Source organism: Actinomadura sp. 1N219 (assembly GCF_044326405.1).
GTDB lineage: Bacteria > Actinomycetota > Actinomycetes > Streptosporangiales > Streptosporangiaceae > Spirillospora.
The window spans coordinates 1,089,035-1,106,988 of record NZ_JBIRAY010000001.1 but is presented as its reverse complement, the minus strand read 5'-3'; the positions used below and the strand labels follow the sequence as shown (position 1 = coordinate 1,106,988).

The window sequence follows — 17,954 nt, the reverse complement described above, 5'->3', positions numbered from 1 at the left end:
TCGACGACTAGCCGGGGGTCAAGGCTCCCTGGGTGTCGGCGGTGTCGGGCAGGTGGACGGTGGTCGCGGCGGGCGTGATCGGCAGGACGGTGAACAGGTAGTCGTCGTCCTTGCCCTTGGAGAGCGTCCGGGAGGCGTGGACGGGCCCCGACCCGGCCTTCGGGACGATCACTACGCCGTAGGCGGCGCCGTCCTCGGCGTCACCGTTCGGGGCGGCCAGCGCGGTCTCCACGGTGCGGCCCGCCGGGATCTCGATCACCTGCGGGGCGCTCTTGCCCGTCGCGTTCATGGTCGTGACCTCGACGGTCGCCGCGCCGGACGGGGCCGTGAGGACGAGCGAGGAGTCGAACCGGTTGTCGGCCACGATGCCGGGCCCCGAGCCGCCGAGCGGCGGCGTGGACGTCCCGTAGGCGATGTCGGCGCCGCGGTCGGCGGCGAAGCCCGCGACGATCGGACGGTCCGCGACGAGCCGGACGGCCCCCGCCTTCCCCACCAGCGCGCCGTCGATCGCCAGGGACGTGACGGTCTTGCCGGGCGCGTCGAGGACGTCCTGGCCCTGCGGGGCGAACGCGCCGTCCTTCGTGATCACCTGCGCCCTGATCCGGGCGTCGGCCTCGCCGGGCACGGAGATCAGCAGCCGGCGCTTGCCCGGCCCGCCCGGCACGCCGGGCACGACGACCGACGACGCGGGCGCGGGCGACCGCGGCAGCCACTCGATGCCCTTCTTCTCGCCCGCGCGGACGCGCAAGGACGCGGTGACCCGTCCGCCGTTGGTGCGGACGCGAAGCGCGAGGTCGGCGGCCGACTTGACGACGTCGCCGAGCCCCTCGGCCGACCCGCCGATCTTCACGACCCGGGTGGTGTACGGCTCGACGCGGGTGCCGCGGCCATCGATCGTGTCGAGCGGGCCCTCGCCGGACAGCGCGATGACGTCCACGGACGCGGGCTGGGAGTCGACGTTCGTGAGGTACAGGTCGAGTTCGTCGGCGGCGACGGGGCCGGGCCCGATGAACCACTGGTCGGTGGCGGGCGTGGCGCAGCGGGCGCCGGCGAGGCCGCGGTCGTCGCCGCCGTCCTCGTAGGTGGTCTGCTCGGCCTCCAGCCCGGCGGCCATCGCGCCGGTGGCGCGGAGCGTGTAGGAGTCGTCGCCGGACTCGGTGTCCTTCTCCCAGCCCTGGCCCGGCGACGTCATGGAGGCGAGCGCGGAGCCGCCCTTCGTCGGCGTCATGTCGACGCGTCCGCCCTTCCTGGAGGAGGCGAGGGACTGGACCGCCAGCCGCCCGCCCTCGTGGCCGGGGCAGACCATCACGGCTGACGTGACCGGGGCTTCGCGGCCGTTCGCTTCGGCGTCCCCTGGACGGGAGAACGTCGCGGCCCCGTACAGCGCGGCGACGCCGACGAGCATGAGCGCGGCGGACGCGTACCGCATGCCGACGAGACGCAGCAGCGTGTCGGTGTTCACGAGCTCGTCCGTGTTGACCAGGTCGCGCGGGTTCGGGAGCTTGGGCGCCTTCGGGAGCTTGGGCGCCTTCACGAGCTTGCGCGGGTTCGGGAGTTTGCGCGCCTTCACGAGACCTCCTCCGGCTTCGGTTCCTCCACGGAGGGCGGCGGCTCGTGCTGGACGCGGACGTGGCCCCTGCGGCGGCGTCCTCGCCGTCCGCGGCGCCGTTCGCGTTCACCGGTGAACCTGAAGGTCTCCGCCTGTGCGCCGGGCAGGGCCAGGACGGCGACGAGCAGTACGGCGATGCCCTGGACGACGAGCCAGATGTGCCGCATCGTCATAGACCTCGTCAGCTCGAACTCTCCTCCGGCGGCGGGAATGTCGTAGCCCTGGGCCCAGCCGTCCACTTCGCGTTCCTTGAGGTCTTCGCCGTTCAGGGTGGCGTCCCAGCCATCGTCGGACGGTTCGGCGAGCAGGAGCGTGCGAGTGCCGTTTCCGGGCGGGATCTGCATGCGCGCGTCGATCCGTCCGGCGGGAAGGGGCGTGACGGTGGCCCCTTCCAGAAGCATCATGCGGGCGGACGGCGACTGGAGCCGCCAAACAGCGAACGTTTCAGTGCGGCTAAGGCGCGTCAGTTCGGGTGCCGAGTCGAGGACGTCAGTGACGGGGTTCTTCCTGGGATTCGGCACCAGGATGTACTGGACGCCCATGCGCGTCAGAGCGGGCCCGTCATTGCCTTCACGGCCGGCGGCCAGTCCGGCGACGAGGTCGTCCAGGCGGTCGTGGGCTTCGCCGCCGTCCGCGACTTCGGATTCGCCTATCCGTGGGCGGGCGTCCCTGAGCAGCGTGTAGGAAATGCGTCCGTTCGGCTCTCGGTGCAGGACGAGCGTCCTCGCCCCGCCGGGCCCGTGGACGAACGCGGGAACGGCGTCGGGGTCGACCTTGCCCAGCGGGCCGCCCGCGCCCCCGGCCACCCAGAACCCGGCGGCCAGCACGGGCCCGGACAGCGCGGCGAGCACGACGGCCGCCCCGCCGGACTTGTAGATCAGGTGGTCGCCCGCCAGCGCCTCGGTCGCGCGCTGGACGACGGCGGTCGCCGCGAGCAGCACCCCGCCCCCCGCGAAGATCAGCGCGACGCCGGGCCAGCCGGGCGCCTCGTCCGCGCCCTTGGGGACGGTCGCGGCGCTGATCAGGATCGCGGCGAGCAGCCCGTAGACGCCCAGCAGCCAGCCCGCCAGCACGGTGTAGCGGCGCCCGCGCAGCGGCAGCGCGCACACGGCGAGGGCGAGCAGCCCGGCCAGTGCCCACGCCGGAGGCGTGCCGGGGCCGCCGGGGTCGAGCGCGAGCAGGTCGGCCGCAGCGGCGGGCTCGAACCACCGGTGCAGGCCCGCCTCGACCAGGAAACGCGACGGGTTCAGCAGGAGGCCGACCGTCCACGGGAGCATCAGCAGCGGCGGCACGCCCAGCGCGATGGCGACGTTGCGGCGCGCCCGCCGTCCCGGACGGTCGAACAGCGCCCACACGGTCACGGCGGCGATCACGGCGATCAGCCAGGTGAGCGGGACGAACGCCATCGCGACGGCGAGCAGCAGCGCGGCCGACCACGCCGCCCGGCCCGCGCGCTTGCGCCGCGTCCGGACGTCGAACGCGGCGGCCTCCGAGCGCGGCAGCCCGTACACGCGGGCGATGTTCACGGCGATCAGCGGGAGCAGGACGAGAACGACGGCGGTGCCGAGCCGTCCGCCCGCGATGGCGCCGGTCGCGGCGGGCAGCAGCGCGTACGCGGCCGCGAACCAGGCCCGGACGGCGGAGACGGGGACGCGGCGGCTCTTGGCGCGGGCGCGGCGCCCCTTCCGCGGCTTCCGCGGCTCCGGCACAGGCGACTCCGTCACCAGCAGACGGGACGCGCGGTAGGCGGTGAGGCCCGCGAGCGGCACGCTGCCGAGCAGCAGGACCGAGACCGTCAGCCACGGCTTGCCGAGCGTCACCGTCGACAGGACGGCGAGCACCCCCACGTAGGGCGGGCTACCCGCGTCGCTGCCGAGCCCGACCGGATGCCAGCCGGACAGGTACTGCGCCCACAGGTCGCTCGCCCCGCCCCACGCGGGGACGAGCGCGCCGCCGCCGAGCCGTCCGGCGGCCGTGAGCAGGGAACGTTCCGCGGCGACCGCGACCGTCGCCAGCGCCAGCAAGATCACGACGCCGGGGCGGGCGAGGAGGCGGCGGATCGGGCCGGGCTCGTCGTCGGACGGGGCCTCGTCGTCGTCGCGGCTCTCGCGTTCCCGTTCGTGGGCGGCGAAGTATTCGGAGATCGCCTCGAATGTCCGGCGCATCACGACCCAGCGGGGCTGGAAGCGCCGGACGGTGCGGTACACGCGTTTCCGGCCGTCCGCGCGGGCCGCCCTCGCCGCCCGCACACGGCCCGGGTCGCGCAGGACGTCGCCGAGCGCGCGGAGCTCCTCCCGGGCCGCGACCGGCTGCTTGGTGGCCGCCAGGTACAGCGCGTGGACGAGGGACGCCCACACGTTGCGGACCAGCGACCGCAGCATCGGGCCGAGCGGCAGGTTGGCGAGCATCGTCTGGACGGCGTTGCGGCGGTCGCGGCGGGACGGGTGCTCGGCGGTCATGCCGATCTCGCGGATCCCGCGCCGGGACGCCTCCGCGTGGTACACGACCGCGTCGGTCGCCGTCACGACCCGGTGGTCGGCGGCGTGCACCCGCCAGCAGAAGTCGAGGTCGTCGCGGAAGATGCCGTAGTCGGCGTCGAAGCCGCCGAGGCCGTCCCACACGTCGCGGCGGACCAGCATCCCGGCGCTGCCGACCGACAGCACGTCCCGGACGCCGTCGTGCTGCCCCTGGTCGAACTCGTGCCGGTCCAGGCCCGTCTCGCGGCGTCCGGCGGCGTCGACCGTGACGCCGACCTCCCGCAGGACGCGCCGGTCGTCCCAGTCGCGCACCTTGGGGCCGAGCACCGCGATGCTCGGGTCGGTGTCCGCGGTGCGCAGGAGCTGGGCGAGCGCGTCGTGGGCGGGCGCGGAGTCGTCGTGCAGCAGCCAGATCCACTCGGTGCGGGGCTTGGACGCCGCCTGGGACTCGGGCTGGTCGGCGGGCGCCGGATCGTCATCGGGGACGGGCGCGGACGCGGCGTCCTGCTGGAGCGCCTCCGCGACGGCCTCCCCGTACCCGGTGGTGCGGGGCAGCGTGAGGATCTTCTCCGCGCCGACGACCTCGGCGAGGACAGCGGGCCCGCGGTCGAGGCTTCCGGTGTCCACGGTCAGGAGGCGCTGCACGGGACGCGCCTGCGTCAGCAGCGCCTTGAGCGTCTCCGGAAGCCACCGCGCACCGTCGTGCGCGACGAGGACGGCCGTGACGACATGGCGATCGAGAGTGGGGGGCAAGGATCGCTCGATCTGTGGGACGACAGGTTCGGGGCTGAATCATCAGCAGCCGTGCCGGCCCAGGGGCCGACACGGCTGATAACTGTACGCGCGGCCGCACGGAACGTGCCTCGGATCCCGAAGATCCGCGGGGCGCGACCGGGCTCCCCTTCCCGGCCGCCTCCCTGCCGATTCCGGCGACGGCGTCAGACGTCGAACGTCAAACGGCTTGGCGCTTGAGCTTGCGACGCTCCCTCTCGGAGAGACCTCCCCAGATGCCGAAACGTTCATCGTGCTGCAGCGCGTACTCCAAGCACTCCGTACGCACCTCGCATGCCCGGCACACCTTCTTGGCCTCGCGAGTGGAGCCGCCCTTCTCCGGAAAGAACGCCTCTGGGTCCGTCTGCGCGCACAGGGCGCGCTCCTGCCAGCCCAACTCTTCGCCGTCGCCGTCTGTGCCGTGCGCCAGCGGGATGACCACCTCGCTCACAGCGCACCTCCCTGCCCGTGGAACCCCCTGGTCAACGCCTGCTCGTCGGTTCCTTCCCCCGAGAAGGCATTGAAACTACACCGACGAAATTACACGCGTGTAGCGCCGTCCCCGTCAAGCCGATAGAGCTTTCCGGGGCGACAAAGCGGGTTATGCCGGGATGGGTGGAGGGTAGATCACTGCGGCGGCGGGGGACGGTTGTCCCGGTACCAGTCGCCGCCCTCCTGCTCGCCGGCGCCCGGCTGCGGCGGCGCGGGCTGCGTGCCCTGCGGCCCCTGCTCCTGGCCGCCGCTGCCGCCGTACGCGCGGGTCCACTCGCCCATCTCGTCCTGCTCGGTGGGCTGCTGCCCCTGCTGGGCCTGCTGCTCGTACCCCTGCTGGCCCTGCTGCTGCTCGTAGCCCTGCTGGCCCGCCTGGTAGCCGTACTGCTGCTGCTGGTCGTACTGCTGCTGGCTGTACTGCTGCTGGGGCTGGCCGTACGCCTGCTGGCCGTACTGCTGTTGCTGCTGGTCGTACTGCTGCTGCTCGTAGCCCTGCTGCGCCGCCTGCTGGCCCTCCGCGCCCGGCTGCTGCTGGCCGTACTGCTGGTACTGCTGCTGCCCGTACGCCTGCTGGCCGTAGCCCTGCTGCCCCGGCTGGACGGGCTGACCCGGCTGACCGGGCTGCCCCTGCTGGTAACCGAATTCGCCATAGCCCTGCTGCATCGGCATCTGCGGACGCGCCGGCTGCAGACCCTGGAACACGGTGTAGGCGTACCATCCGCCGACGCCCACGACGGCGATCTTCCCGGCGCCCAACACGAACACCGACAATTTCGTGAGTGCTTTCGTGGTGTCGGAGTCGGTGAGCATTCCGGCGAGCCAGCAGATGACGCCGAACAGGGCGATGCCGCCGAGGACGCCGAGCGCTCCCATGACGATCGTCCGGGCCTGCGGCGTGGGCGCCTCGCCCCACGTCACCAGCAGGACCGCCAGGACGAGGAGGCCGACCGTCCCGAACTGGAGGAACATTCCGTCGCGCGTCTCGACCAGCGCGCCGAGCGTGAAGGGGCCGTCGTCGCCGAGAAGCGAGATGATGCCCGCGAGCAATTGCAATCCCGCCGCGACGATCAGTACCCAGGCGGCCGGTTCGCGCAGGCGCTGGACGGCTTCCTTGTTCACGGTGAATTCTCCCAGACCGAGGCAATCCGATTACACAGCAAAGCTTTGCATACTTTAACTCGCCAGGGGGACGGCCCCCGGGCCCCTTCACGGCCGGGCCCCGGGCGGCGGGGACGGGCCAGTGAATAGGGTGATCTTATGAAGATCGTGGCGTTGGCGGGCGGGATCGGCGGGGCCAGGTTCCTGCGCGGGCTCCGGTCCGCGCTGCCCGCGGCCGAGATCACCGTGATCGGGAACACCGGGGACGACATCTCCCTGTTCGGGCTGCGGGTCTGCCCCGATCTGGACACCGTGATGTACACGCTCGGCGGCGGCATCAACGAGGACCAGGGCTGGGGACGGGCCGGCGAGACCTTCACCGTCAAGGAGGAGCTCGGCGCGTACGGCGCCGGGCCGGGCTGGTTCGGGCTGGGCGACCGCGATTTCGCGACGCACATCGTCCGGACGCAGATGCTCGCGGCCGGATACAAGCTGTCGGCGGTGACCGAGGCGCTGTGCGACCGGTGGAAGCCGGGCGTCCGTCTGATCCCGATGACCGACGACCAGGTCGAGACGCACGTGGTGATCGAGGACGAGCGCGGGCGGCGCGCGATCCATTTCCAGGAATGGTGGGTGCGGCTGCGCGCGTCCGTCCCGGCGCTGTCGATCGCGGCGGTCGGCGCGGAGGAGTCCAAGCCCGCGCCGGGGGTGCTGGAGGCGATCGAGGCCGCCGACGTCGTGCTGTTCCCGCCGTCCAACCCGGTGGTGAGCATCGGGACGATCCTGGCCGTGCCCGGCATCCGGGACGCGATCGCGGCGAAGACCGTCGTCGGCGTCTCGCCGATCATAGGCGGCGCGCCCGTGCGCGGGATGGCGGACGCCTGCCTGACGGCGATCGGCGTGGAGACGTCGGCCCGCGCGGTCGCCGAGCTGTACGGGCTCGGGCTGCTGGACGGCTGGCTCGTCGACGAGGCCGACGCGGACGTGCGGGTGGAGGGCATCGAGGTGCGGCCGCGTCCGCTGCTGATGAGCGACGCGGACGCCACCGCCGCCATCGCCCAGGCGGCCGTCGACCTGGCGCTGGAATTGAAGCGCGAGGAGGAGACCCGATGAGGCTGGAGGTCTTCGGGGTCGCGGGGATGCCGGAGGTCGCGGCGGGCGACGACATCGCCGCGCTGATCCCGGCCGGGACGGTGGCGGACGGCGATGTGCTCGTCGTCACGTCCAAGATCGTCAGCAAGGCGGAGGGGCGGGTCCTGGTCGCGGACGACCGGGAGAAGGCCATCGACGCCGAGACGGTGCGGGTCGTGGCGCGGCGCGTCCACGCGCGCGGCGAGACGCGGATCGTGGAGACGCGGCAGGGCCTCGTGCTGGCCGCCGCCGGGGTGGACGCGTCCAACACGGCGCCGGGCACGGTGCTGCTGCTGCCGGAGGACCCGGACGACTCCGCCCGCCGCATCCGCGCGGGCGTGCGCGAGCGGACCGGGACGGACGTCGCCGTGATCGTGTCCGACACCCTCGGGCGGCCGTGGCGGAACGGCCTGACGGACGCGGCGATCGGCGTCGCGGGCCTGGAGCCGCTCAGCGACCTGCGCGGCCGGGACGACGCGCACGGGAACCGTCTCGAAGCCACGATCACCGCGATCGCCGACGAGGTCGCGGCCGCGGCCGAACTGGTGAAGGGCAAGCTCGACGGTGTGCCTGTCGCTGTCGTGCGCGGCCTGTCCGGGCTGGTCACGCGCGAGGACGGGCCGGGCGCGCGGGCGCTGGTCCGCAGGCCCGAGGAGGACATGTTCCGGTACGGGCCGTCGGAGGTGCTGCGGGCGCGGCGGACGATCCGCGAGTTCACCGCCGACCCCGTCGACCCGGCGGCGGTCCGGCGCGCCGTCGCCGCCGCGATCACCGCCCCGGCGCCGCACCACACCACGCCGTGGCGGTTCGTCCTGCTGGAGTCGGCGGAGTCGCGGACCCGGCTGCTGGACGCGATGCGCGACGCCTGGGAGGCCGACCTGCGCCGCGACGGCTTCTCCGAGGAGTCGATCGCCAAGCGGCTGCGGCGCGGCGAGGTGCTGCGGCGGGCCCCGTACCTGGTCGTGCCGTGCCTGGTCATGGACGGTTCGCACGACTACCCGGACAAGCGCCGGTCCAGGGCCGAGCGCGAGATGTTCGTCGTCGCGGCCGGTGCGGGCGTGGAGAACCTGCTGGTCGCGCTGGCGGTGGAGGGGCTCGGCTCCTGCTGGGTGTCGAGCACGATGTTCTGCCGCGACGTCGTCCGCGAGTCGCTGGACCTGCCGGGCGACTGGGACCCGATGGGCGCCGTCGGCGTCGGCCACCCGGCCGCCCCGCCCCGCGAACGCCCGCCCCGCACCCCGGACGACTTCATCGAGATCCGCTGAGCTGGGGAATAGATCGCGAACGGCTCCGGCTGAGGCTGAATGCCCGGAACTTCCCGGGATCCCGGAGCGGTGCTGAATATGACGATTGGCATAGAGTGCCCGCATGGACGCCATGAGCTCCGCGCTTCGCCGGGCGCTGGCCCGCGCGCGTGACGGCAGGACACTGGACCGATCCGAGGCCACGACATTGCTGGGAGCCCGCGGTGCGGGGCTCGACGATCTGCTCTCCTACGCGTCCCGCACCCGGGACGCCGGTCTGGACGCCGCCGGGCGGCCGGGCGTCATCACCTACAGCCGCAAGGTCTTCATCCCGCTGACCCGCCTGTGCCGGGACCGCTGCGGGTACTGCACGTTCGCGACCGTCCCGCACAAGCTGGACGCGCCCTACCTGAGCCCGGACGAGGTGCTGGAGATCGCGCGGCAGGGCGCGGCGATGGGCTGCAAGGAGGCCCTGTTCACGCTCGGCGACCGTCCCGAGGACCGGTGGAAGCAGGCCCGGGAGTGGCTGGACGCGCACGGCTACGACGACACGCTCTCCTACGTCCGGGCGATGGCGATCCGGGTGCTGGAGGAGACCGGGCTGCTGCCGCACCTGAACCCCGGCGTGCTGACCTGGCGCGACTTCCAGCGGCTGAAGCCGGTCGCGCCGTCCATGGGCATGATGCTGGAGACGACGGCGACGCGGCTGTTCAGCGAGCGCGGCGGCCCGCACTTCGGGTCGCCGGACAAGGACCCGGCCGTCCGCCTGCGGGTGCTGGAGGACGCGGGCCGCACGAACGTGCCGTTCACGACCGGCATCCTCATCGGTATCGGCGAGACGGCCGAGGAGCGCGCGGACGCGATCTTCGAGATCCGGCGGACGATGCGGGAGTACGGCGCGATCCAGGAGGTGATCGTCCAGAACTTCCGCGCGAAGCCCGACACGAAGATGCGCGACGCCCCGGATGCGGAGCTGGAGGAGCTGGCCGCGACGATCGCGGTGACGCGGCTCGTCCTGGGCCCGAAGGCGCGCGTGCAGGCGCCGCCGAACCTGGTCGCCGACCAGTTCGCGCTGATGCTGCGCGCGGGCATCGACGACTGGGGCGGCGTGTCCCCGCTGACGCCCGACCATGTGAACCCGGAGCGGCCGTGGCCGCAGATCGACGAGCTGGCCGCGCGGACCGCCGAGTCGGGGTTCGCGCTGCGCGAGCGGCTGACGATCTATCCCGAGTACGTGCGGCGCGGCGAGCCGTGGCTCGACCCTCGGCTGACCGCGCACGTCGCCGCGCTCGCCGACCCGGCCACCGGTCTCGCGCGGGAGGACGCCGCCCTTGAGGGACGTCCGTGGCAGGAGCCCGACGGCGGTTTCGAGGCGTCCGGGCGAACAGACCTGCACACCGAGATCGACACGACCGGACGCACCAGCGACCGGCGCGACGACTTCGACGAGGTGTACGGCGACTGGGACGCGCTACGCGACCGCATGTCCGCCCCCCAGCGATTCGACGCCGACGTCAAGACGGCCCTAGCCCGCGCCGAGCAGAACCCTGCGGGCCTGTCGGACGACGAAGCGTTGGCTTTGCTCCACGCAGACGGCCCAGAACTGGACGCGCTCACCAAACTGGCCGACGACCTTCGCCGCGAAGCGGTCGGCGACGACGTCACCTATGTCGTCACCCGGAACATCAATTTCACAAACGTCTGCTACACCGGCTGCCGTTTCTGCGCGTTCGCGCAGCGCCGCACTGACGCCGACGCCTACACGCTTTCCCTGAGCCAGGTCGGCGACCGGGTGAACGAGGCATGGGACGCGGGCGCCACCGAAGTCTGCATGCAAGGCGGAATCCATCCCGACCTGCCGGGAACCGCCTATTTCGACCTCGCCCGCGAGGTGAAGCGCCGGGCGCCCGGCATCCACCTGCATTCCTACAGCCCGATGGAGGTCGTGAACGGCGCGTCCCGGACCGACCTGTCGATCCGGGAATGGCTGGAGGCGGCGCGGGAGGCCGGTGTCGACTCCCTTCCCGGCACGGCCGCCGAGATCCTGGACGACGAGGTCCGGTGGGTGCTGACCAAGGGGAAACTGCCCGCCGACCAGTGGGTCGAGGTCGTCACCACCGCGCACGAGATCGGCATTCCGACGACGTCCACGATGATGTACGGGCACGTCGACAACCCGTCGCATTGGGTCGCGCACATCAAGCTGCTCCGCTCGATCCAGGAACGGACGGGCGGGTTCAGCGAGTTCGTGCTGCTGCCGTTCGTCCATCACAACTCGCCCATCTACCTGGCGGGTCTGGCGCGTCCGGGGCCGACCGTCCGGGAGAACGTGGCCGTCCACGCATTGGCGCGCATTCTGCTGCACGGCGCGATCCACAACATTCAGACGTCCTGGGTGAAGTTGGGCGACGAACTGTGTACGCGCGTCCTCCAAGGGGGCGTCAACGACCTCGGCGGGACGCTGATGGAAGAGACCATCAGCCGCATGGCCGGGTCGGAGAACGGGTCGTTCAAACCCATCAGCGAATTGGAGGCAATCGCGGCGCGTGCGGGCCGTCCGGCCAAGCAGCGCACGACGCTCTATGGCGAGGTGCCCGCCGAACGCCTGGAGGCGTCCCGCCGCACGGACGGCATCGGCGATTTCGGGAGGCGGCTGCCGCTCGTCGGCACGTGATCACCGCACGCCGCGGATGCAGCTGGGGCGGCGTTCGACGAGCGCGTCCGCCGACCGGCGAAGCTCCTCCAGGACGGCCCTGACCGACGGCCGCACGTCCGCGCCGACCCGCGTCCACAGGACCATGCGGCGGTCGACGCGGGTGCCGGCCACGTCCCGGACGGCGATGCCCTCCTCCCGCTCGGCGAGTGCGAGGTCGGGAATGAGGCAGACGGCTCCGCCCCGCGCGACCATCGCGAAGATGACCAGGAGGTCGTTCGAGCGGTACCGGACGTCCGGCCGGAAGCCGCCGAGTTCCACGCAGGTCCGTTCGAGCAGGTCGCCGTGGTTGGTGCCGACGTGGCCCGTCGCCCACGAGCAGCCGGCGAGGTCGACCATCCGCACCGGCCCGCCGTCCTGGGCGAGCGGATGGTCCTCCGGCAGCCCGACCCGCATGACCTCGGTGATCAGGACCTCCGCCCTCAGCTCGGGACGCCTCGGACGCGGCAGATGCGAGTACTCGTCCGTCAGGACCACGTCGATCTCCTGGAGCACCAGGGCCTGGAGCACGCGGTGGAACTCCTCGTCCAGGACGTCCACCACCAGCTCCGGATACGCCTCCGCGAGCCGAGGCAACGCGGGCGCCAGAACGTGCAGCAACGCCGTCTGGAACCCGACCAGCCGCACCACGCCCGCGACGCGCCCGCTCGCCGCGAGCGCGGACTCTTCCGCGCGCTTCGCCTGCGCCAGCAGCACGTCCGCGTGCTCGGCGAGCACCTCGCCCGCCTCGGTCAGCCGCAGCCGCCGCCCGGCCCGCTCGACCACCGGGACGCCGACCTCTTTCTGCAGCTGAGCGAGCTGCTGCGACACCGCGGACGGCGTGTACCCGAGCGCGTCGGCGACGGCCCCGAGCGTCCCGCGCAGCTTCAGTTCGCGAAGCACCCGCAACCTGCCCAGATCCAACATAGTGAAGAGATTCTTACACAATCCCTGCAGAAACAGTCGCTGGACCTGAACGTTGGACGGAGTCAAACTGATGGTGCGACGGAAAGAGACGGAGACCCCGCCCCCACCGATCGCCCCGCGCGGGAACGCTGCAACTGCGATCCCAAAGGAAGAAGAAGACCATGTTGTACGTGCTCGGACTCATCACCGCACTCGCCGTCCTCGGCCCGCTGTTCGGCTCCGACAGCCGCGACGGACTCGACTGGACCCCGAACCACTTCTGGCTGCGGCGCCGTCCGGACCCGGACTCGGTCAGAACGACCGATAGTCCCGGACGGGCAAACGGGGGCCGCGCCGCGGCGGACGCCTGCCGGACGATTCCAGCAGCCGGGTGACCCGGTAGCGATGACCGGCGTAGGGCTCCAGAAGTTCGAGCATCCCGGCGTCGTCGACCTTGCGGCCGGCCAGCGCCCAGCCCACGAGGCCGGGCAGATGGTAGTCGCCGACGGAGACGGCGTCGGGATCGCCGACCGCCCGCTGCCTGATCTCGGCGGCCGTCCAGACCCCGATGCCCGGCAGCGACCGCAGCCGCGCCTCCGCGGCGTCCTCCTCCAGGCGCCCGGCGACGCGCGCGGCGCCGATGATCGTCCGGGCCCGGACGGCCTCCAGCCCGGCCCGATGCCACTCCCACGAGGGAATCCGGACCCACGCCCCGGGCGGCGGCGGAACCCGCATGTGCGGCGCGCCGGGCGCGGGCTCCCCGAACCTGCGCAGCAGGTACGCCCAGCCCCGCCAGGCCTCCTGCCCGAGCACCTTCTGCTCCATCACCGCCGGGACGAGCGCCTCGAAGACCCGCCGCGTCCGCCCGATGCGCAGCCCGGGCCGCCGCAGCGCCTGCTCCCGGACGACGTCGTGCCGCGCGACGAACCCGTCCGGCTCGTCGGCGTCCCCGAGTAGCTCGGGAACCCCGTCCAGCAGCCATTCCGCCCCGGCGCCCCAGGCCGTGGCCTCCACGACGTCCCCGCTCCACCGGAGCCGCAACGTCCCCGCCCCGTCCGGTGTGTGGGACGCGCGCCACACGGACCCGTCCCGCTCGATCCGGAACGCCGGATCGCCAGCCCCCCGCCTGTGCGGCGAAAGCACCCCCACGAGATCGAGCGGCCACGACGGCCGCCATTCCCGAACCCGGCCGGGGAGACGCCCAGCGGTCTTCTCCCCGGGCGCCCCGGCCGCACCGGGCGACGTGTCAGGCAAGGCGCGGCTCGCAGGTGGAATCAGGCATCTGTGGAAAAGCGAATGGCGGTCGGGGGGAGTTCCACGCCGGGCCAGACGCGCAGGCCGGGACGGAGTTCGTTGCCGGGGCCGACGATCGCGCCGTCGCCCAGGACGACGCCGTCCAGGACGGCGCCGGGGCCGACGCGGGCGCCGCGGCTGAGGACGGAGTCGCGGACGGTCGCGCCCTCGGCGACGAACGCGTCGTCCAGCAGGATGCTGCCGGTCACGGTGGCGCCGGCCTCGATCACGGCGTTCCGGCCCACGGTGGTGCCGCCGCGGACGACGGCGCCCGGCGCGACCGCCGCGCCGGGGAGGGTGAGGCGCTCGCCCGGTTCGCCGGGCATCGCGGGGGAACTGAGGGCGCCTAGGACGAGGTCTCGCGAACCCTGGACGAACGCCTCCGGGGTGCCGACGTCCAGCCAGTAACCCGCCTCCACGTGGCCCATCACCGTCGCACCGGACGCGATCAGCGACGGGAACGTCTCGCGCTCGACGGAGACGACCTCGTCCTCGGGGATCGTGTCGATGGCGGAGCGGCGGAACACGTAGCAGCCGGCGTTGATCTGGTTCGTCACCGGATGGGACGTCTTCTCCAGGAAGGCGGTGACGCGGCCGCCGGCGTCGGTGGGGACGCAGCCGAAGCGGGACGGGTCGTCGACCTCGGTCAGGTGGAGCGTCACCGCGGCGCCGGCTTCCTCGTGCAGCTTGACCTGGGCGCGCACGTCGTGGCCGGACAGGATGTCGCCGTTCAGGATCAGCACCGGGTCGTCCGGGCCGCAGGTGAGGGCGCCCGACGCGTTGCGGATGGCGCCGCCCGTGCCGAGCGGCTCGTCCTCGCTGACGTAGGCGAGGTCGACGCCGTGGGCGTGGACGCCGAAGGCCGCCTCGAACATCTCCGCCCGGTACGACGTGGCGAACACGATGCGGTCGACGCCCGCCGCGTGGGCGCGGGCGAGCTGGTGGGCGAGGAACGCGACCCCGGCCGTGGGGAGCAGCGGCTTCGGGGTGGAGATGGTCAGGGGGCGCAGGCGGGTGCCCTGGCCTCCCACCAGGAGGATCGCTTCCACTCGGTTCCTTTCTCGGGTGCGAGCGAGCCTAGCGGGGCGTGTCCACGGCCCGCCGGTAGGAGGCCATGTGCTCCTTCGCGGACGCGGACCAGGAGAACTGCTGCGAGCGGGTGTGCGCGGCCTCGGCCAGCTCGGCGCGGCGGGACGGGTCGTCGATGAGGCCGCCGAGCGCAGCGCCGATCTCGGCCGGTTCCGTCTCGGTGTAGGCGACCGCGTCGCCGCCGACCTCGGGGAGCGGGCCACGGCGCGTCGTGAGGACGGGCGCCCCGCACGACATGGCCTCCAGGACGGGCAGGCCGAAGCCCTCGCCGCGGCTCGGCAGGGCGACGACCAGCGCGCCGCCGAAGAAGCCGGGAAGTGCCGACCACGACAGGTAGCCGGGGCGCAGGACGCGCAGCTCAAGCGGGACGGTGGCGAGCGCCGCGTCGACCTCGTCGTCCCAGCCGCCGCTGCCCGCGAGGACGAGCGCGGGCGGGTCGGGACGGTCCTTGCATGCCTGGACCCAGCCGCGGATCAGGTTCGGGACGTTCTTGCGCGGTTCGAGCGCCCCCAGGTACGCGACGTAAGGGCGGCCATGGAGCCCGAGCCGGTCGGAGACGTGCTTGGTCTCCGCCTCGGACGGCCGGTGGAACACCTCGTGGTCGACGCCGTGGTACGCCACGTCGATGTGGTCCGGGTCGGCGGACAGGACGCGGACCAGCTCGTCGCGGGTCGCGCGGGACGGCGCGATCAGCCGGGTGGCGCGGCGCGCGGCGGTGCGGGTCGCCGACTTGATGTAGCTGGTGCGGACGGGGTCGTGCACCTCGGGCTCGGCGAACAGCGTCACGTCGTGGATCGTCACGACCGTGGGCAGGACGGCGCTCACCGGCATCGTGTAGGTCGGCAGGTGGATGACGTCCGCCTCGACGCGTTCCGCCACGCGCGGCAGGCCCGACTGCTCCCAGGCCAGGCGGGTGGCGCGGTGCGACAGCGTCGCCGGGCCCGCGACGACGCGCGCGCCGGGGATGAGGCCCTCGTAGCGTTCCTCGTCGGCGCGCTGGCAGGCGACGGCGAGATCGGCGCCCTGCGCGTGCAGGGCGGCCAGCAGGCCGTCGACGTACCGGCCGAGCCCGCCGCGGTCGGCCGGCACGGCGGTGGCGTCGAGCAGAATCCGAGGCGCCACGGTCCACTCCCCCATCCAGCGCGGTGGCGTAGATCACCCTTTACTCTTCGAGCCTACGCCCGCCCATGCCCTCTTCGCGGGACGTCCATTCAGCGTTTGCGGGCCTGAACCAAAACGATGCTTCCCCGTTCGTTGGGGGCCTTCCGGTCGGCCAGAGCGACCAGCGGCGTCAGGGGCGCGGCCGCGTTGAAGCCGACCTTGCCGCCGTAGGTGGACAGCGACAGGTAGAGGCGTTCGGTGGCGGCCGTGCGGAACTGGTAGCTGTGCCTGACCAGGTCGAGGCCCCGCTCGTCCATCAGCTTGCTCAGGCTGTCGTGCGTGTAGGTGTGCTGGACGTGGTACTTCGCCTTGTGCGCGTCCCGCAGCTTCGGCCACGCGTCGGCGCGGCTCAGCACGTCGGCGGACATGAAGATCTCGCCGCCGGGCTTGAGGACGCGCGCCATCTCGTCCAGCGACTTCCCGCCGTCGTCGAAGTGCTCGATCGCGCAGACGGACAGGATCGCGTCGAACGACCCGTCGCCGAACGGCAGGCGCAGCGCGTCGCATTCGATCAGCGCGGGCGCGTGCGCGAGCGTCCGGCCGTAGACCATCTTGCCGCGGGCCAGGTCGATCGAGACGGCGTCGGCGCCGCGCTTGCGGGCCTGGCCCGCCCAGTATCCGTCGCCGCCTGCGACGTCGAGAACCCGCTTGCCGTGCAGCTCACGGCCCATCCAGGCGAGGAGCGTCCCCGCCTCGCGGTACCGGCACACGTGCACCTGGTGGCCCATGAAGGCGACCACATCCGAAATCTTCATCTGGACTCTCTAAGCATCAGTGGTCCCCGCCACCAAGAGGCATGGGACTTCTTGGCCGGCCGCCGCTCTTCGAACAAACTTGCGACTACCCGTGGTCGTTCCACTACCCTTCGAGCATGGCACGGACCGTGAAGCGGGCGTTCAAGTACCGCTTCTACCCGACCCCTGAGCAAGCCGAGCAGCTCGCTCAGACGTTCGGATGCGTGCGTCTCGTCTACAACCTGGCGTTGGAGGCGCGCTCTCGCGCCTATCTCGCTGAAGGCCAACACCTTTCTTATGAGGATTCGTCGGCACTGCTCACCCGGTGGAAGAGGACGGCGGAGCTCAATTTTCTGTCCGACGTGTCGTCGGTGCCGCTGCAACAAACACTGCGGCACCTGCAGAGCGCGTTCACGAACTTCTTCGCGGGTCGCACGAAGTACCCGACCTTTAAATCTAGAAGAAAGTCTCGACAGTCGGCTGAATACACCAGGAGCGCCTTCACCTATCGCGATGGCGAGATCACCCTCGCGAAAATGCGTGCCCCATTGGACATCATCTGGTCGCGTCCACTGCCCAAGGGCGCTCAGCCGACCACCATCACGGTGTCGCGAGACTCCGCCGACCGCTACTTCGCCTCTATCCTTTGCATCGACTCGATCCGAGGGCTGGACCCGGTGGAGCAGACGGTCGGCGTCGACGCCGGGATCACATCGTTGGTGACGCTCTCGACCGGAGAGAAGGTCCCCAATCCCAGGCACGAACAGCGAGGTCGGAGACGGCTGCGCAGAGCGCACAAGGTGCTTTCGCGCAAGGTCAAAGGTTCGAAGAACCATGAGAAGGCCAGGCGGCGACTTGCGCGAGCCCATGCGCGGATCGCCGACGGACGTCACGACTTCCTCCACAAGCTGACGACTCGGCTCGTCCACGAGAACCAAGTGGTCGTGATCGAAGACCTGCGCGTCCACGGCATGGTGAAGAACCACAGCCTGGCGCGCGCAATCTCGGATGTGGCCTGGCGTGAACTGCGGTCGATGCTGGAATACAAGGCAGATTGGTATGGCCGTGAACTCGTCGTGCTCGACCGATGGTTTCCATCCAGCAAATTGTGCGGTGCGTGTGGCCACCGGACTGCACACATGTCGCTGAATGTCCGAGCCTGGGAGTGCGCTGGCTGCGGTGCCACGCATGACCGGGACATCAACGCCGCAAAGAATATTCTCGCCGCCGGGCTGGCGGAGAGGTGAAACGCCTGCG

13 protein-coding genes are annotated in these 17,954 nt (G+C 72.0%); 4 read left to right on the top strand and 9 right to left on the bottom strand.

Annotated elements, in window-relative coordinates; genetic code table 11:
• Positions 1-7 precede the first annotated feature (7 nt).
• The 4 genes from ACH35V_RS05005 to ACH35V_RS04990 all read right to left on the bottom strand — a co-directional run bounded on the left by ACH35V_RS05005 (position 8) and on the right by ACH35V_RS04990 (position 6,468).
• Complete coding sequence (locus tag ACH35V_RS05005; RefSeq protein ID WP_395970325.1) at positions 8-1,570, bottom strand: DUF5719 family protein; 1,563 nt, start codon at positions 1,568-1,570, stop codon at positions 8-10.
• On the bottom strand, positions 1,567-4,839 hold the full coding sequence (locus tag ACH35V_RS05000) for a glycosyltransferase (RefSeq protein ID WP_395970324.1): 3,273 nt from the start codon (positions 4,837-4,839) through the stop codon (positions 1,567-1,569). The genes ACH35V_RS05005 and ACH35V_RS05000 overlap by 4 nt, the downstream gene beginning before the upstream one ends.
• A 199-nt stretch (positions 4,840-5,038) precedes the next feature.
• On the bottom strand, positions 5,039-5,308 hold the full coding sequence (locus tag ACH35V_RS04995) for a WhiB family transcriptional regulator (protein WP_131966384.1): 270 nt from the start codon (positions 5,306-5,308) through the stop codon (positions 5,039-5,041).
• A gap of 176 nt (positions 5,309-5,484) precedes the next feature.
• Positions 5,485-6,468 (bottom strand): hypothetical protein, encoded by a 984-nt coding sequence (locus ACH35V_RS04990; protein WP_395970323.1) that lies wholly within the window; start codon positions 6,466-6,468, stop codon positions 5,485-5,487.
• 138 nt (positions 6,469-6,606) lie between these two features.
• Here ACH35V_RS04990 and cofD point away from each other — a divergent pair, with 138 nt between their 5' ends.
• From cofD to ACH35V_RS04975, 3 genes are all read left to right on the top strand, one after another.
• The gene (gene cofD, locus ACH35V_RS04985; RefSeq protein WP_395970322.1) at positions 6,607-7,560 is read left to right on the top strand and encodes a 2-phospho-L-lactate transferase; all 954 of its coding nucleotides are present in this window, start codon (positions 6,607-6,609) and stop codon (positions 7,558-7,560) included.
• Positions 7,557-8,843, top strand: coding sequence for a coenzyme F420-0:L-glutamate ligase (locus ACH35V_RS04980; protein WP_395970321.1), 1,287 nt, complete (start codon positions 7,557-7,559; stop codon positions 8,841-8,843). Before cofD ends, ACH35V_RS04980 begins: the two co-directional genes overlap by 4 nt.
• A 103-nt stretch (positions 8,844-8,946) precedes the next feature.
• The gene (locus tag ACH35V_RS04975; protein WP_395970320.1) at positions 8,947-11,496 is read left to right on the top strand and encodes a bifunctional FO biosynthesis protein CofGH; all 2,550 of its coding nucleotides are present in this window, start codon (positions 8,947-8,949) and stop codon (positions 11,494-11,496) included.
• Here ACH35V_RS04975 and ACH35V_RS04970 read toward each other — a convergent pair whose 3' ends face one another.
• From ACH35V_RS04970 to ACH35V_RS04950, 5 genes are all read right to left on the bottom strand, one after another.
• Positions 11,497-12,417, bottom strand: coding sequence for a LysR family transcriptional regulator (locus ACH35V_RS04970; RefSeq protein WP_395970319.1), 921 nt, complete (start codon positions 12,415-12,417; stop codon positions 11,497-11,499). It lies immediately after the preceding gene.
• Positions 12,418-12,732: 315 nt separating this feature from the next.
• Positions 12,733-13,500 (bottom strand): DNA-3-methyladenine glycosylase family protein, encoded by a 768-nt coding sequence (locus tag ACH35V_RS04965; RefSeq protein ID WP_395970318.1) that lies wholly within the window; start codon positions 13,498-13,500, stop codon positions 12,733-12,735.
• Between the two features lie 194 nt (positions 13,501-13,694).
• Positions 13,695-14,762 (bottom strand): sugar phosphate nucleotidyltransferase, encoded by a 1,068-nt coding sequence (locus ACH35V_RS04960; protein WP_395970317.1) that lies wholly within the window; start codon positions 14,760-14,762, stop codon positions 13,695-13,697.
• 28 nt (positions 14,763-14,790) lie between these two features.
• The gene (locus ACH35V_RS04955) at positions 14,791-15,924 is read right to left on the bottom strand and encodes a glycosyltransferase family 4 protein (protein ID WP_395970316.1); all 1,134 of its coding nucleotides are present in this window, start codon (positions 15,922-15,924) and stop codon (positions 14,791-14,793) included.
• Positions 15,925-16,013: 89 nt separating this feature from the next.
• Complete coding sequence (locus tag ACH35V_RS04950) at positions 16,014-16,718, bottom strand: class I SAM-dependent methyltransferase (RefSeq protein WP_395970315.1); 705 nt, start codon at positions 16,716-16,718, stop codon at positions 16,014-16,016.
• A 116-nt stretch (positions 16,719-16,834) separates the two neighbouring features.
• Here ACH35V_RS04950 and ACH35V_RS04945 point away from each other — a divergent pair, with 116 nt between their 5' ends.
• Positions 16,835-17,944 carry an RNA-guided endonuclease InsQ/TnpB family protein gene (locus ACH35V_RS04945; RefSeq protein ID WP_395970314.1) on the top strand — a complete coding sequence of 370 codons (1,110 nt, stop codon included), beginning with the start codon at positions 16,835-16,837 and terminating at the stop codon, positions 17,942-17,944.
• Positions 17,945-17,954 lie beyond the last annotated feature (10 nt).